This window comes from Streptomyces sp. ASQP_92 (assembly GCF_025399895.1).
Taxonomy (GTDB): Bacteria; Actinomycetota; Actinomycetes; order Streptomycetales; family Streptomycetaceae; genus Streptomyces.
This window is the reverse complement of record NZ_JAODUA010000033.1, coordinates 26,390-40,110: the sequence shown is the minus strand read 5'-3', so window position 1 is coordinate 40,110 and position 13,721 is coordinate 26,390. Positions and strand designations below refer to the sequence as shown.

Genomic DNA, 13,721 nt, shown 5'->3' with positions numbered 1-13,721 from the left:
ACGCTCAAAGTGGCTCTCCGGTTTCGACTACACCGCCAACCAGAACGTCACCCCGGCCCTGATCAACAACCTCGCCACCTGCGAATGGGTCAAGAAAGGCGAGCCGCTCTGACTGATCGGTGACTCCGGCACCGGCAAATCCCATCTGCTGATCGGTCTCGGCTCCGCTGCCGCGATGGCCGGCTTCCGGGTCCGCTACGCGCTCGCCGCGAAGCTCGTCAACGAACTTGTCGAGGCCGCCGACGAGAAACAGCTGACCAAGACCATCGCCCGCTACGGACGAGTCGACCTGCTCTGCATCGATGAACTGGGCTACCTCGAACTGGACAGCCGAGGCGCCGAGATGCTGTTCCAGGTTCTGACCGAAAGGGAGGAGAAGAACAGCGTGGCGATCGCCTCGAACGAATCGTTCGGAGGCTGGACCAAGACCTTCAGCGACCCCCGGCTCTGCGCGGCCATCGTGGACCGCCTCACCTTCAACGGCACCATCATCGAGACCGGCACCGAGTCCTACCGACTCGCCCAGACCAAAGCCAAGCAACAGCGCGGCTAGAAAACGAATGGAGATCAACGACATCCCTGGCAGGCTGGGAACATGGTGTCTCCCGACGATCAAGAGCTGAGCGCGGCCGTTCAGGACGTCGGCTCCCCGGACTGGTCCGTTCGCGCGGCGGTCGGTCGGCGGCTCGCGACATCGGACAAGATCGACGAAGCGGCGGACCTCCTCCACCGTCTCCTCTTGGATCCCCAAGATTCCGGGGTCACCCAGGAGACGGCCGAGGCACTGCTCGCGCGCAAGGACACCGCCGGCCTCCGCTGCGTGCTGTTGGCCAGAAGCCAGGCTGGGAAGTTCTGGACCGCAGATCAGCTTGCAGCCGCTCTGGACTGCGACCCCGAGTGGATGACGACCGAAGGCGCCGACCGGCTGATCCAGCAGTTGCACGAGCTGGCCGCGGATGACGGCGCCGGGGTCCGGGACGAGGCCCAAAGGATCCTCTCGCGTCTGCGGCCGCGCGAGGAATGGGCCCGAGGCTCGGACGACGACCCGCTCTGATCCGACACAACAGCACAGCCACGTCCTCATGGCCGGTCCGTCACCGACGGGGCCACCTCGAGTCGGAAGCCGGGGCCAACTCAAACCGGAAGCCACACCGAGAGAACCGTGAGGTGGGGCCAGTTCGGGCCGGAAAAGTGGGCCCAGTTCAGACCGTTAACGCCAGTCGAGATCCCCACTGGCACTGAACCGGTGCCGTCATTGACGTCACCGATACGCACGACATTCGCACCCACACCGCGCTTCCCAACCCCGCGCACGATCGCGTTAGATCGGCTGCAAGGCCAGGCCGGAAGAAAAAGAACTTCCCAATGACGATGTCAACCCGTTGCTGTGACGGTTGGTAGGAGCTCGTAACACTCTCCGTCGCGGAGCAAGGCCCCCAAGACGTTGGCTCGGCGCCGGGCCAGAGCGAACAGGGCTTGATTGTGTCCCTTTCCCTGGTTCCGTTTCCGCCCGTAGTAAGCCTGGGAGGCGGAGCAGGTTCTCAGGCTGGCCATCGCGGAGAGGTAGAAGGCACGGAGCAGGCCGCGGTGGTAGCGGCGCGGACGGCGCATGTTGCCGCTGACGCGGCCGGAGTCTCGCGGCACGGGTGAGAGGGCGGCGAAGGACGCGAGGCGGTCGGCCGTGCCGAAAGCCTCCAGGTCTCCACCGGTGGCGGCGATGAACCCGGCTGCCTCGACCTTGATCTCCTCGCCGGTCCGCGGGTTCCTTGCTGTCCCGTCCGGGCGGTCCTTGACGCTGAACGTGCCGAAGCCGACGAGAACGACGTCGTCCCCCTGCTTCAACGCACCGGCGACGGAATATGACTGCCGTCCGTCCGCGGTGCCGGAAGGACAAGACGACGGCCCCGGGGGCCACGGCGTGTCCTGGGGCCTTCGCTTCGCTGACCTGACAGCTCAACGACGAGCGAGGTGGCGCATCACGCCCAGGTCACGCCCAGCTTCACGAGGGCGGCGCTGGCGCCGGTGCCCGCGAGGCCCACCATCCTGCGGCCTGTCATCGCGCGGATGAGCGGGACGCACGGCCGCGTCGCCGAGCCGTTCAGGCATTCTCGGCAGCCGTATGCGGCGTCGGTTGGGTGAGGTGGTCGACGATGTCGGTGACGGTGCCTCGTTTTCGGTGGGCGGCGCGTTGTCGATCGGCACCGTTGCCGTGGGTGCGCTGGCCTGTCCAGAGGGTGTGGATGAGGTCGGTGTCACCGTGGTCGTGCAGTGCGGGCTGCAGGACGGCCAGGAGTTGTTCGACTTGGTCGATGGCGGGAGACAGGCGGCCGGTGTGGAGATCGATGCCCTCTCCGGTCAGGCCGTCGCGGGCGGCGCGCCAGCAGGCGGCGCGCAGCATCTCCGGCCGCGGCTGGAACGCCGGCTCGCGGGCGGTGATGGCTTGCAGGGCGGTTTGGGTCATCGCTCTGATGAGGCCGGCGAGCAGCACGGTTTCGCCCGGGGTGGCGGTCGCGTCAGCCATGCGGAATTCGAGGGTGGGTACGTGATGTGAGGGCCGGATGTCCCAGTAGAGGCCGCCGCGGTCCAGGACGGTGCCGGTGGCGATGAATCCGGCGGTGACGTCTTCGAAGTGGGTGGGGGACTCGAAGTACGGCGGTGGTCCGGCCACGGGCCAGCGCCCCCAGGACATGGTGCGCCAGCTCGCGTAGCCAGTGTCGCGGCCGGCCCAGTAGGGCGAGTTACCGGTGAGGGCGATCAGGGCCGGGATCCAGGGGCGCAGGTGGTTGCTGATCTGCAGAGCGGTGGCGAGGTCGGGAACCCCGACGTGGATGTGGCAGGCGCAGACGCTCTGTTCCTCGTCCAGGGCACGGAACATTGCGGCGCTTCGGGCGTATCGGCGGCCTGCGGTCAGTGGTGGAGGGGTGTCCTGGGCGAGGATGGGGGTGCCGCTGGAGATGATCCGCAGGCCCTGGCGCGTGGCGGCCCGTGCGACGGTCGCACGCGTTGAGCGGACCTGCTCGGCGAACTCGGTGAGACTGGTGTGGGGATCGGTGCGCACCTCGACCTGGTAGCGGGTCAGTTCGGTGCCGACGCGGTCACCGAGTTCGCCTGCGGCCTCGGCCACCACCTTTTCGCTCTCTGCACTCACTTGGCGCGTGACGGGGTCGACCAGGAGGTACTCCTCCTCCGCGCCCACGGTCAACGGGACGGTCCTTGCGGCGAGGGTCCGGCTTCGGCCGCGGCCTGCGAGTGGCCCTTGTGTACCGGCAGTCGATTGCCCTGTACTCGTCATGGTCATCATGCTGTCACGGACGGTCAGCATGATGCAGGACGCGAAAGCGACATTCTCCAGCCACGGGGAGCGGAACGTGCGCGAGCGGACACAGGTACTGATCGCTGGGGGCGGCCCCGCGGGAACGACAGCAGCCACCCTGCTCGCGCAGCAGGGTATCGACGTGGTGCTGCTGGAGCGGACACGCTTTCCCCGCTACCACATCGGCGAATCCCTGCTCCCCTCACTCCTGCCCATCCTGGACATCATGGGCGCGCGGGAGCGCGTCGAATCCCATGGCTTCATACGCAAGAGCGGGGCTTTCTACGGCTGGAGCGGCCAGGAATGGGCCCTGAACTTCGACGATCCCGGTCGGCCGGCGACCCACAGCTTCCAGGTCATCCGCTCCGAGTTCGACCACCTCCTCCTTGATCACGCCCGCCACCAGGGAGCCGACGTACGGGAAGAAACCCAGGTACGGCACATAGCCATGCCCAAAGACCGGGCCACCAGCGCGTCGTGGACAGGCAGGGACGGCCGCACCGGGCAGATCGACTTCACCCACCTCATCGACGCCACCGGCCGCGCGGGAATCCTCGCCGCCCGGCACCTGCACACCCGCAGGGTGCACGACGTGTTCCGCAACGTCGCCGCCTGGGGCTACTGGCGCGGTACCACACCTCTGCCCGACGCTCCCGCCGGCGCGATCGGGGTCTTCTCCCTCCCGGAAGCCGGCTGGCTGTGGGCCATTCCCCTCCACGACGGCACCCTCAGCGTCGGCCTGGTCACCGACAAGCGCTCCTTCAACCACGCCAAGAACAGGCGGGGTTCCATCGAAGCGGTCTACGAGGAGGCACTCGCCCGCTGCCCCCTCCTGGCCCGCATGCTCGATGGTGCACAACGGGTATCCGCCCTCAAAACCGAAGCCGACTACTCCTACACCAGCGAGGCGTTCTGCGGTCCCGGCTATTACCTCGCCGGCGACGCCGCCTGCTTCCTCGACCCCCTGCTGTCCACCGGCGTACACCTGGCCATGTACAGCGGCCTCCTCAGCGCCGCAGCCATCGCCACCGTCGTGCGCGGGGAAACCGACGAAGAAACCGCCCGCCGCTTCTACCAGACCACCTACCAAAACGCCTACGAACGCCTCCTCATCCTCGTCGGAGCCTTCTACCGCATCCACGACGGCCGCGACGCCTACTTCCGCAAAGCACAAACCCTCAGCCACCGCGACCAGCAAGGCCTCCGCCTCCACGAGTCCTTCCTCAACATCATCACCGGCGCCGAAGACCTCCACGACGCCCAACACCACACCCTGGACTCCCTCTACGACACACTCCGCAACCCCCTGCCCGGCCACCAGGCCAACGGCCTGGGAGGACACGGAACCAGCCACATGCTCCCCCTCCCCACCACCCCCGACCACGCAGCAGCCGGCCTCTACCTCTCCCTCACCCCCCACCCCACCCTGCGCCCCACCCCCTGACACGGGGCGCCCGACAACGGCCTGGCTGCCGCTCCAGGATCGCCCTCTTTGGAGTGGCCGAGAGGCCCGGCCCGGAGGAGCGCCCGCCTGCCAGGCACGGCTCGCACTCCCAGCCGCCGGGCCGGTGCGTGGCGGGCCGGCCTGGCCGAGCGAGCAACCGATGGAGTGGCGCCTCGTTGGTTGTGCGTACTGGCCGCACATGTGAGGAGTCTGGGGGGCACGACTGTGTTTCCATCCCAAGCCCGCAGCCACGACACCCTCGGACTCATCGAAGTCCTGGAGCAGATGAAGGTGTACTACCGCGGCGAGAACGTGGTGCTGGTCCGGGACGGCCCGTCCGCCCGCCGGAGCCGGGCCATGCGGGCCTGGGTCGCCGAACAGGACTGGCCCACACCCGAGCGATTACCCGCCGACGCACCCGAGCTGAACCCGGTGAAACTGCAGTGGTCCTCGCTCAAGAAACGTGAACTCGCCAACCCCGCCGACGACCACCTCGCCAATGTCGCCGACGCCACCGAACAAAGCATCAACCGCATCAACAACAACCCACAACTCCCCTGGCCATTCCTCACCCACACCGGCCTGACCATCCACCCACCACACCCACCGAACCAACGAAAGGATCAGTAGGGCGTGTTTCGAAAGTGCTGGTCACAGCGTCTCGTTGAGCACTGTGACCAGCACGGTCGCTTCTGTGGCGGCAAGTGGCTGGTCAGTTCACCAGCAGGTCGATCACTCCCGTCAGGTCCTCCTCGCCGCTGCCCTCGGCCAGGCGGCGGCGCATCAGCCCGAAGTACGGGCTGAGCAGTTCTGGGCTGACACCCTGCTGCTCGGCTGTGTTCAGGAAGGTAGGCGTGCCAGCCACCTGCATGGCGAGGTTGGAGACGACGCCCTTGGTGTAGTCGCCGCTCCGCAACTGGTCGGCGGTCTGGTGAACAGCCGGGGCCATCGCGACGAGCCAGTCGGCGAGCAGCGGGGCGAGCGCCGCGGGGTCGATGTCCTCCTTGCGGATCAGGGCGAAGGCGTGCGCGGCGCCTGCGAACATCCCGTACATGGCGCTGAGAAGGGCCACGTCGTGGAGGGCCGCGAAGCCCGCGTCCTCGCCGACGTAGGTGGTGCCGGCCGGGACGCTCAGGGTCTCCTGGTGCCGCTCGAACAGCTCCCGCGAGCCGCTGTAGAAGACGTAGCCGCCGGTTTCCGGGACGCCGATCATCGGAGGGACGGCCATGATCCCGCCGTCCAGGTAGCGGGCGCCGCGCTCGCGGGCCCACTCGGCGCGGGCGCGGGCCTGGGTGGGGGTGCTGGTGGTCAGGTTGACCAGGTCCCGGCCGGCCAGGTCGGCGCCGGCCAGTACCTCGTCGACCGAGGTGTCATCCAACAGGCAAAGGATGATCAGGGTGTTCGCTGCGACCGCCTCAGCGGCGGTGTCCGCGACCCTTGCACCCTCCGTGGCGAGGGCTGCGGCGCGGGCTGGGGTGCGGTTCCAGACGGTTAGTGGGTGGTCGGCGGCAAGCCAGGTGCGGGCCAGTGCGGTGCCCATCGCACCGAGGCCCAGCATCGTGACGGGAGTCTTCTCAACAGTGTTCTGTGTCATGCCGATTAGGCTGGTCACAGGTCCGGAGGTGATCAAGTACGCACTTGGTAGTGGGTGGTTACCTCGGGGTGAGCAAGCACGTCAGAAGGGTGGGGCATGACGACGCTGAACCGGCCGGGCACACCAGACGGACACGTCTGCGGCATCGACACCGCGATGGAGGTGATCGGCGGCAAGTGGAAGGTGCTGATCCTCTGGGCGCTCCACGAGCATCCCCACCGTCGCTTCGGCGAGCTGCGTCGACTGCTTCCGGGGATCACCGAGAAGGTGCTGGCCTCTCACCTACGTGAGCTGGAAGCGGACGGCGTCGTGCACCGCGTCTCCTACGACGAGGTGCCGCCCCGCGTCGAGTACTCGCTTACCGAGGACGGCATGCGCCTCAATGACGCACTCCAGCCGCTGGCCGCCTGGGGCCGAGAGCGGCCGACCATTCGACGGCCAGAGGAGCGGGCAGGCTAGGATCTGTTGTGAACGTGCTGGTCACAGCCACTCGTTGATGGCCGCGACCAGCACGGTGGCTTCGTAACGGACGGCGAGTTTGCCGTATCGAGTGGCCTGACTGGTGCGGGGGATCCGAATCTGCTCGAGCACCCGTTGGAACTGCGGGCTGTCGTGCCGTGCCCGGCCGTGATGATCAGGGACATGAGTTTTTGCCCCTGTTCAGTGGTGAGGTGAATCTTCGTGGTCAGCCCGCCACGGGACCGCCCCAAGCCGTGGTCGTCCGGCTCGGTGTCTATGCCGCCGGGAGGCGCTTTCTGGAGATCCCCTTTTTGCGGGCGCCCGCGGCGTGCTGATGGGCGCGGCAGACGGTGGAGTCCACGCTGACGTCCCAGGTGATCAAGCCCTTCGCGTCGGCCTCGGTCTGAAGCTGTTCCAGGATCCCCTTCCACGTCCCGCTGCGCTGCCATCGCCGGAACAGGTCGTAGACCCGGTCCCACAAGCCGTATCGCTCGGGCACGTCCCGCCAGGGCGTTCCGGTGCGGGTACGCCACCGTATGCCGTCGATCAGCTGCCGCCTGGTCCAGATCGGCGGCCGCCCCGGCTTTTTCCCGCGCGCCGGCAGCGGCTCCAGCCGTGACCACTGCGCATCCGACAGGTCTCCACCTGCCACAGCCATGATCATCCACGATCAAGATCCACTTTCGCAAGAGACCCTAGTACGCGCATCGGGTCAAGGTTCTCAGGTCGCGTCGCCCGCTTGCTGAAGGGTTCCTCAGGTCGCTTCAGCAAAGCTTCAGCAAGCTCCTCGCATGCTTCTGCCCGAGCCGGGCGCGTATCCGGTGGAACGCGAGGAGCAGCCAGATGACTCAGTCCGATCCCCAGCCTCCCGAGTACCCCGTGGGTCCGGGCGAGGAGGCTGCCGGGCCGACCGGCGGGGCGCCGGGGCGCCGCGGCCGGTTCGCCCGGCTGACCCGTCGGGGCCGTACGCGATGGGTGGCACTCGGCCTTGTGGTGCTGATCGGGGGCGGTGTGGCGGCCGCTGCGGTGGCGGAGCACCACCACGAGGAGCGCGGCGCCCGGCTCGCAGCCGAGGGTCGAGGCGGGCGGGAGAAGGCGGGCCACGACAGCAGCAAGAACGCGCGGGAGGCTGGGCCGAGCCGTTGACGTCCCCCACGGGCGGACTCGCCCCGGCGCCGCTGCCCGCGTTGCCCGCCGCACAGGCCGTGGACAAGGCGGCAGGTGCCGTTTCCGGCGGCAAGGTCGAATCCCTGCTGGTGGTCACCCAACAGGGCGACGGCAGCGCCTGGCAGGCCGTGGTGCTCGGCCCCGACGGGGTCCGGCACGCGGTGACGCTGGCCGGCACCGACGGTACGGCCACCAGCAACACCGTGGCCGTTCGGGGCCCGGAAACAACCCGCTGACCGCAGCCGTCAAACGCTGATCGACGTATCCGTCCTGCCCCGGCAGGACGGATACGTCCCGCCGGGACGGACACCCTCACACGGCAAAGACCGGAAGACGGGGACTTTCCCCGTGCGACAAACGCCGCCGACTCCCCCGCGCACGACAGGCCTCGTCCAACAGGCCATCGGGCAGCATCCCTTGGGATCAGTGGTTCAGCCACGACCCGCGCGCCGGGCGAAATCCGTTCGCCGACGGCCCCATAGGGCGTTCACCCGCCCATCGCCTCTTTGGAGGGCTGGACGGTGAGGACGGTGTCGGCTTCGGTGATCTGGAGGACGTATCGGACCTGGTCCTGCAACGGTCCGGTGATGACCAACTGCCGTTCCTGGCTGATGCGCAGCAGGACGTTGAGGCCCATGGAGTCCATGAAGGTGACCCGGGACAGATCCAGCACCAGCCGTTCGCCGGGCGGCTCCGCGTCTGCTCGGGCGTACAGGGACTCGGCCGTCTCCATGTCGAGCGCACCCGACCACCACAGCAGCCGGACTCCGCTCGCCCCGGCTTCCGGTCCAGGGCCCCGCTCGTTGCTTGCCATGAGGCAACTATCGCGGCTCATCCCCCTCTGGGTCTACCTGCCCCCCATATGCCGGGCGCCCGGGAGGAACGGAACCCACGCGAACAACCAGGGAGAGGCGTCGCAGAGGGGTGTGCTTATGTTTCTGGGGTAGGCGGGATGGATCGCATCTCCGCCGCGGACAAGAGGCCTATGTATGGACATGCCTTGGCAGGACGAGGGTCACGAGCCGCTCGTGGACCCTGTGATCACTGTCTCCGCCACGTTCGAGGACGGTGAGGAGATCGCTCAGGCTCGTGACCTGGCCCGCGACTTTCTCACATCCGTGCAAGGTGACCACGGCCTACCGGTCTCCAAGCGGGCGATGGGCATGGTCCAGCTCGTGGTGAGCGAGCTCGTGACCAACGCCCGCAAGTACGCGCCCGGGCCGTGTCTGCTGACGCTTCGGGTCGAGGACGGAGCCGTCCAGGTCAGCGTGTGGGACAGCAGCACGAGGCTGCCGCTGGTGCTGCCGGCGGACCCGACACGGGTCGGACAGCACGGCTTGGAGATCGTGATGGCCGTCTGCCATACGTTCGCGATTGAGCGCGAGCCCGTCGGCAAGCGCATCACCGTGTCCATCATGCTCGCCGACGACCCCGGCGGAGACCTCGCCGGACGCCAGGTCATGTGATCTGACACCACCCCTGGGAGCTCCGGGCATCTTGGGGACAGGGGGCTCGACTACGCCTGCGCCAGACGCTGCCAGGTTGCCGGGACGCCGGTCTGAGGTACAGCGGCGTTCAGTACAACCTCGTCCTCCGCGCCGACATCGCCCGGAAGGCCGCCCACTCCAACGGCGTCGCCCGCGGAGGGCATTGCGCGCTGCTCAACACGGGTCAGTTTTTCCGCACGTCACGTCACGTCACGTCACGACCGGAGCCGGAAGATCGGGATTCGGGGGCGGGGCCGGCCCCCCGCTCACCCAGAATTATCATGGTGCGGAAGATTCCTGAGCTGTACGTTGACGCCATGGACTACCTGATGGAACTTCGGCGTGAACTCGATGCGTTCGGTGACGCATTGGACGGTGATCTGTCGGCTCCTCTGGAGCACTGCGGCGACTGGCGGTTGAGGGATCTGGCCGCGCACATGGGCGCGGGGAACCTGTGGGTCGTCACAGCGATACAAGAGGGGCACGGCCGGAACTATGACGAGGGAGCCGCACCCCGGGACCCGTCCGGCCTGAGGGCTTGGTACGCGGAGTCGGCGGACGCGCTCGTGCAGGCTTTGTCGGTTGAACCCTCGACCGCGGCCTGGACGTTCTCCCCGCCGCACACGGTCGGGTTCTGGCGTCGGCGCCGTAGCCAGGAGACGCTGATGCACCGGTGGGACGCCGAGTACGCGCTCGGCGCGGCGAAGCCGATGGATGCGGCGCTCGCCGCCGACGGTGTCGCCGAGGTCTTCGACACCATGGCACCCCGCATGATCGCCAAGGGGGCCGCCGCCCCTCCCCCGCATGCTGTGCGGGTCTCCGCGACCGACTCCGGCCGTTGCTGGATTTACGGAACCGGCGAGCCGATCGCAGAGGTCTCGGGCACCGCCGAGGACCTGCTGCTGATGTTGTGGGGGCGCAAGCCCCTCGATACCGCATCGGTGACCTGGGCCGGGGATCGCGAGGCGGGGCTGAGCGCGCTGGCCGGACCTCTGGTCCCCTGACGCGAATCAGACGACGTTCGCCGGCACCGCTTCACGTTCTCCCTGACTCCTTGCCCCCCGAGATCCTCGTCTTTCGCCTTACACCGGCCTGCCCGTCACCAGACGGGGATGCTGGTTGATGGCCGGGTTGCCTTTCACCCGGCCATGCCGAGGCTCTTCGGGTTCACCTTCGCCCAACTGCCTGCCGCCACCGAGTCGTTCGCACACCACGGGCGTTCGGCAAGCATGGAGCGCCCAGAGGGATGAGGACGGCGGGCGAGACGAGCGCTGCCGGCGTTCCCCTGCCCAACGGGGGGACGAAGAAGCCCTCGGCGGGCCCGCTCACCGATCTGGGCACCCGGCACGCTCACGGTGCGGCCCATGGGAGCTGCGACGGGGCGGCGTGGCGGTATTCGGCATGAATGCGCTCGGCGTCCTCGAGCTGGCCTTCGAGGATGCCGATGCGACAGGCCGCCCCGATGGGCGTGCCCTGGTCGACGAGTTCGCGGGCGCGGGCGGCGATGTGCAGTTGGTAGCGGGAGTAGCGCCGGTGGCCGCCGACGGAACGCAGCGGGGTGATCAGGCGGGCCTGTCCGACGGCGCGGAGGGAACGCGCCCGACCCGCGCCAGGACACTCGACACTCCCCCAGCCTTACACGCTGCCCGCCGCGCACCCGTCAGGGCATGACAGCCCCCTGTCGCCTGGTGACTACACCACACAGATGTGCGTTGCCCCCCGCGTTGCTACCCGTCGATACGTCGTGACGATGAGGTGAAGTGCCGCAGCACCGGTAACTGCGGTACCGGGATGGCACCTTCAGGTCGAAAAGGGCATATGAACCCGCCACTGCCGTGCGGAAGCGACCCTTCCGATGAGTCGACGGTGCCAGAGTGCGGCTGCGACGCCCGTTCGGGCACCGCTGGATGTACTTGCCTGACTCAAGGAGTTCGCTCGTGAGGAAGAAAGTCATCACCCTTCTCTCCACCGCCACGCTCGCCGTCCTGGCACTCACCGGACAAGCCAACGCCGCACCCACGCACCACGCTCCCGCGGCTGCCCCCGGTTCGGTGACGGTGCTGGGGCCCCAGGCCAACCAGACGCGCTACGCACCATTCACCCTGAACCGCAACCAGTCCCTGAGTTCCAACACGGCACGGCTGGTCATGCAGTCGGACGGGAACCTCGTCGTCTACGACGAGTTCAACCGTGCGCGCTGGGCATCGAACACTGTCGGCCGGGGCTGGACGGCGCGGTTCCAGACGGACGGCAACTTCGTCGTCTACACCGCCTCCAACCGGGCCGTCTGGGCATCGAACACCAATGGCCACCCGGGCTCACGCCTGGTCGTTCAGGACGACGGCAACGTCGTCATCTACGACGGCAGCCAGGCCATCTGGGCCACCGGCACCAACCACTGAACCACCGCGACCACACACCGTCCGCTTTCCGACCGTCGGCCGGGCCCCCAGGCCCGGCCCTTGGACCCGACTGAGCGCGAGGTACGTAGGTGCCACACCCGGGCCGCGTACGCCGACGGACCACCGACCGCTCGCCTACCGGAGCTGTCCGCGCTGACCCGTTGCCTGGCGGGGCCCGCGACGGCCGAGGAGTTCGGCCGTGTCGGCGCGCCGGTTCCAGGCGATGACGGCCAGCGGAATCATGAAGAGGAACGGCGTCCCCGCGTTTTCGCCGTGCATCGCGGTGAGCTGTGTGACGAACGCGCACAGCAGGAAGACGATCAGCGCGGTCGCGGCCGGTCCCGCCAGTCGCCGGACGAGCAGCCCGACCGCTCCGGCCAGTTCCAGCAGTCCCGTCACGTACATGAACCAGTGGCCTACGCCGATGGCGTCGAAGACAGTCACGGCGGCTGGAAGCGCGAGCAGTTTGGGCAGCGCGCTGGCACCGGCGAAGAAGAGAGCGAGCAGGATTCGCAGCGTCCAGACCCCTCGCACCACGGACTTGCTGGACTTCGTGGTGGTGTCGATGGTCGCGGTGACGGTACTGGTCATGTCGAATCCCCCAGGTTGGCTGTCGTTGTTGTCTCAGGTTCGACTGCCACCGCCGCCTGAACTCATCGGTCCCGGCACAACAGGATGCGCTCACTCCAGAGCAGCGATCACCGCCTGGGACACCATCACTGCCGCCTCTTCCAGACGACTGACCAAGTCCGCCTCCACATGCCCCTCCTTATACGGCAGTTCACAGCGCGCTCATTCGGGTTACGCATGCGGCGACTTGACGCTACGTCAGCTCACACCCGTCCGCTGGCGAGGTCGCGAAGTCCCCGGCCCGCCGCATCCTCAACTCAGACGGGCCAGCAAGTGTGCGTCGAGGAAGCCCCGCTCGGAGGCCGGGTCGTGGAGCAGCCGGGCGAACGTGGTCAGCCCGGCTTCGGTCAGCAGCTCGGCGAACCGGTCCACCGGCCAGCTATAGGCAGTCGTCACCTTGTGGTCGAAGGGGACCGGGTCCGATCCGTCGCCGGTCGCGAAGAACGAGACCAGGAGCAGGCCCCCCGGTGCCAGGACACGCACCTGCTCGGCGAGCAGCGCGGGCAGTTCCTCGGGCGGAGTGTGGATCATCGAGTAGTGGGCCAGTACGCCACCGAGCGCGCGGTCCTCGACCGGCAGTGCTTCCATTCGGGCCTCGTCGAAGCGCAGCGCCGGATGGGCCTTCCGGGCGTGGTCGACCATTCCCGGGGACAGATCGAGGCCGAACGCGTCCAGCCCCAAGTCCCCCAGCATGGCCGTCAGATGACCGGGGCCGCACCCGACATCGGCTGTCCGCAGGTTTCCCGTACCGCGCACCAACTCGGCGAAGGTACCGATCATGTTCCGCGAGAACGGATGGGTCTCCAGCCGATTGGCGAACTTCGAGGCATACAGTTCGACGACCCCGTCATAGGCCGCTCGGGTCCGGTCCTGGTGCTCCATCATGGGAAGCGAAGCTAACATCCGTCCAGGGACGCGGCTTCGTCGGCCTCATCCCGGCCCCGCCCTCGGTGGACGCGGCAGCCGGACTCTTCGTGGGAGCCCCGGGTCACCGGTCGGCCCCTCGCCGGGCGGGCCCTCCCTTGCGGACTGCCCTACCGAGCAGGCCCTGCGGCAGCCCGACGCCGAGGCCGTCGGCTTCCTGGCCGGTTCCCGGGCGGCTCCCCTACTTGGGTGCCACCTCCCAGGCCAGATCCGGAAGGTAGCCACCGGGGACGGCCGACCGGCAGGCGCACCCGCACCTTCTCAAGTACGGGGACGAACTGCGGGCTGAGGTCGGCGAGGA

At 68.1% G+C, this 13,721-nt stretch carries 15 protein-coding genes and 3 pseudogenes; 10 read left to right on the top strand and 8 right to left on the bottom strand.

From position 1 onward, the window contains the following. Window positions 1-553, top strand: a pseudogene (locus N4G70_RS35275) (ATP-binding protein); the annotation flags it as partial. 42 nt (window positions 554-595) lie between these two features. Next, window positions 596-1,054 carry a hypothetical protein gene (locus tag N4G70_RS35270; RefSeq protein WP_261716868.1) on the top strand — a complete coding sequence of 153 codons (459 nt, stop codon included), beginning with the start codon at window positions 596-598 and terminating at the stop codon, window positions 1,052-1,054. A 320-nt stretch (window positions 1,055-1,374) separates the two neighbouring features. Here N4G70_RS35270 and N4G70_RS35265 read toward each other — a convergent pair. Both N4G70_RS35265 and N4G70_RS35255 read right to left on the bottom strand, forming a co-directional pair. Continuing rightward, a pseudogene (locus N4G70_RS35265) lies at window positions 1,375-1,845 on the bottom strand (transposase); the annotation flags it as partial. Window positions 1,846-2,098: 253 nt separating this feature from the next. After that, window positions 2,099-3,196 carry a glutamate--cysteine ligase gene (locus N4G70_RS35255; protein ID WP_261716869.1) on the bottom strand — a complete coding sequence of 366 codons (1,098 nt, stop codon included), beginning with the start codon at window positions 3,194-3,196 and terminating at the stop codon, window positions 2,099-2,101. Between the two features lie 172 nt (window positions 3,197-3,368). Between N4G70_RS35255 and N4G70_RS35250 the strand changes: the two genes are divergently transcribed. Together N4G70_RS35250 and N4G70_RS35245 are read left to right on the top strand one after the other, a co-directional pair. Then, window positions 3,369-4,757 carry an NAD(P)/FAD-dependent oxidoreductase gene (locus N4G70_RS35250; protein WP_261716867.1) on the top strand — a complete coding sequence of 463 codons (1,389 nt, stop codon included), beginning with the start codon at window positions 3,369-3,371 and terminating at the stop codon, window positions 4,755-4,757. Between the two features lie 225 nt (window positions 4,758-4,982). After that, window positions 4,983-5,387, top strand: coding sequence for a transposase (locus N4G70_RS35245; RefSeq protein ID WP_261716866.1), 405 nt, complete (start codon window positions 4,983-4,985; stop codon window positions 5,385-5,387). A gap of 82 nt (window positions 5,388-5,469) precedes the next feature. Here N4G70_RS35245 and N4G70_RS35240 read toward each other — a convergent pair whose 3' ends face one another. After that, window positions 5,470-6,351 carry an NAD(P)-dependent oxidoreductase gene (locus N4G70_RS35240; RefSeq protein WP_261716865.1) on the bottom strand — a complete coding sequence of 294 codons (882 nt, stop codon included), beginning with the start codon at window positions 6,349-6,351 and terminating at the stop codon, window positions 5,470-5,472. Window positions 6,352-6,447: 96 nt separating this feature from the next. On the opposite strand from N4G70_RS35240, the gene N4G70_RS35235 reads away from it, so the two are divergent. Continuing rightward, window positions 6,448-6,810, top strand: coding sequence for a helix-turn-helix domain-containing protein (locus N4G70_RS35235; protein WP_261716864.1), 363 nt, complete (start codon window positions 6,448-6,450; stop codon window positions 6,808-6,810). A gap of 274 nt (window positions 6,811-7,084) precedes the next feature. Here the strand turns inward: N4G70_RS35235 and N4G70_RS35230 are convergent, their stop codons facing one another. Continuing rightward, window positions 7,085-7,474: an IS5 family transposase gene (locus tag N4G70_RS35230; protein WP_261716863.1), complete on the bottom strand. Its 390-nt coding sequence runs from the start codon at window positions 7,472-7,474 to the stop codon at window positions 7,085-7,087. A 179-nt stretch (window positions 7,475-7,653) separates the two neighbouring features. Here N4G70_RS35230 and N4G70_RS35225 point away from each other — a divergent pair, with 179 nt between their 5' ends. Both N4G70_RS35225 and N4G70_RS35220 read left to right on the top strand, forming a co-directional pair. Further along, window positions 7,654-7,956, top strand: a complete 303-nt coding sequence (locus N4G70_RS35225) for a hypothetical protein (protein WP_261716862.1) — start codon at window positions 7,654-7,656, stop codon at window positions 7,954-7,956. Further along, window positions 7,953-8,213 carry a hypothetical protein gene (locus N4G70_RS35220; RefSeq protein WP_261716861.1) on the top strand — a complete coding sequence of 87 codons (261 nt, stop codon included), beginning with the start codon at window positions 7,953-7,955 and terminating at the stop codon, window positions 8,211-8,213. Before N4G70_RS35225 ends, N4G70_RS35220 begins: the two co-directional genes overlap by 4 nt. A gap of 251 nt (window positions 8,214-8,464) precedes the next feature. Here N4G70_RS35220 and N4G70_RS35215 read toward each other — a convergent pair whose 3' ends face one another. Next, entirely contained in the window at window positions 8,465-8,791 is a 327-nt protein-coding gene (locus tag N4G70_RS35215; protein WP_261716860.1) for an STAS domain-containing protein, read from the bottom strand. Window positions 8,792-8,966: 175 nt separating this feature from the next. On the opposite strand from N4G70_RS35215, the gene N4G70_RS35210 reads away from it, so the two are divergent. Both N4G70_RS35210 and N4G70_RS35205 read left to right on the top strand, forming a co-directional pair. Further along, window positions 8,967-9,443 (top strand): ATP-binding protein, encoded by a 477-nt coding sequence (locus tag N4G70_RS35210; protein WP_261716859.1) that lies wholly within the window; start codon window positions 8,967-8,969, stop codon window positions 9,441-9,443. Window positions 9,444-9,781: 338 nt separating this feature from the next. Then, complete coding sequence (locus N4G70_RS35205) at window positions 9,782-10,468, top strand: maleylpyruvate isomerase family mycothiol-dependent enzyme (protein WP_261716858.1); 687 nt, start codon at window positions 9,782-9,784, stop codon at window positions 10,466-10,468. A gap of 346 nt (window positions 10,469-10,814) precedes the next feature. Here N4G70_RS35205 and N4G70_RS35200 read toward each other — a convergent pair. Next, a pseudogene (locus N4G70_RS35200) lies at window positions 10,815-11,054 on the bottom strand (MerR family transcriptional regulator); the annotation flags it as partial. Window positions 11,055-11,401: 347 nt separating this feature from the next. Here N4G70_RS35200 and N4G70_RS35195 point away from each other — a divergent pair. Further along, on the top strand, window positions 11,402-11,866 hold the full coding sequence (locus N4G70_RS35195) for a hypothetical protein (protein ID WP_261716857.1): 465 nt from the start codon (window positions 11,402-11,404) through the stop codon (window positions 11,864-11,866). Between the two features lie 135 nt (window positions 11,867-12,001). Here N4G70_RS35195 and N4G70_RS35190 read toward each other — a convergent pair whose 3' ends face one another. Then, window positions 12,002-12,457 (bottom strand): DoxX family protein, encoded by a 456-nt coding sequence (locus N4G70_RS35190; RefSeq protein WP_261716856.1) that lies wholly within the window; start codon window positions 12,455-12,457, stop codon window positions 12,002-12,004. 291 nt (window positions 12,458-12,748) lie between these two features. After that, window positions 12,749-13,381: a class I SAM-dependent methyltransferase gene (locus N4G70_RS35185; RefSeq protein WP_261716855.1), complete on the bottom strand. Its 633-nt coding sequence runs from the start codon at window positions 13,379-13,381 to the stop codon at window positions 12,749-12,751. Between the last annotated feature and the right edge of the window lie 340 nt (window positions 13,382-13,721).

What these genes read in the sequence shown, in the direction of transcription:
- N4G70_RS35235 (WP_261716864.1), top strand. Translation starts at nt 6,448, where the DNA reads ATGACGACGCTGAACCGGCCGGGCACACCAGACGGACACGTCTGCGGC.
- N4G70_RS35270 (WP_261716868.1), top strand. Translation starts at nt 596, where the DNA reads ATGGTGTCTCCCGACGATCAAGAGCTGAGCGCGGCCGTTCAGGACGTC.
- N4G70_RS35205 (WP_261716858.1), top strand. Translation starts at nt 9,782, where the DNA reads ATGGACTACCTGATGGAACTTCGGCGTGAACTCGATGCGTTCGGTGAC.
- N4G70_RS35240 (WP_261716865.1), bottom strand. Translation starts at nt 6,351, where the DNA reads ATGACACAGAACACTGTTGAGAAGACTCCCGTCACGATGCTGGGCCTC.
- N4G70_RS35185 (WP_261716855.1), bottom strand. Translation starts at nt 13,381, where the DNA reads ATGATGGAGCACCAGGACCGGACCCGAGCGGCCTATGACGGGGTCGTC.
- N4G70_RS35190 (WP_261716856.1), bottom strand. Translation starts at nt 12,457, where the DNA reads ATGACCAGTACCGTCACCGCGACCATCGACACCACCACGAAGTCCAGC.
- N4G70_RS35230 (WP_261716863.1), bottom strand. Translation starts at nt 7,474, where the DNA reads ATGATCATGGCTGTGGCAGGTGGAGACCTGTCGGATGCGCAGTGGTCA.
- N4G70_RS35215 (WP_261716860.1), bottom strand. Translation starts at nt 8,791, where the DNA reads ATGGCAAGCAACGAGCGGGGCCCTGGACCGGAAGCCGGGGCGAGCGGA.
- N4G70_RS35225 (WP_261716862.1), top strand. Translation starts at nt 7,654, where the DNA reads ATGACTCAGTCCGATCCCCAGCCTCCCGAGTACCCCGTGGGTCCGGGC.
- N4G70_RS35210 (WP_261716859.1), top strand. Translation starts at nt 8,967, where the DNA reads ATGGACATGCCTTGGCAGGACGAGGGTCACGAGCCGCTCGTGGACCCT.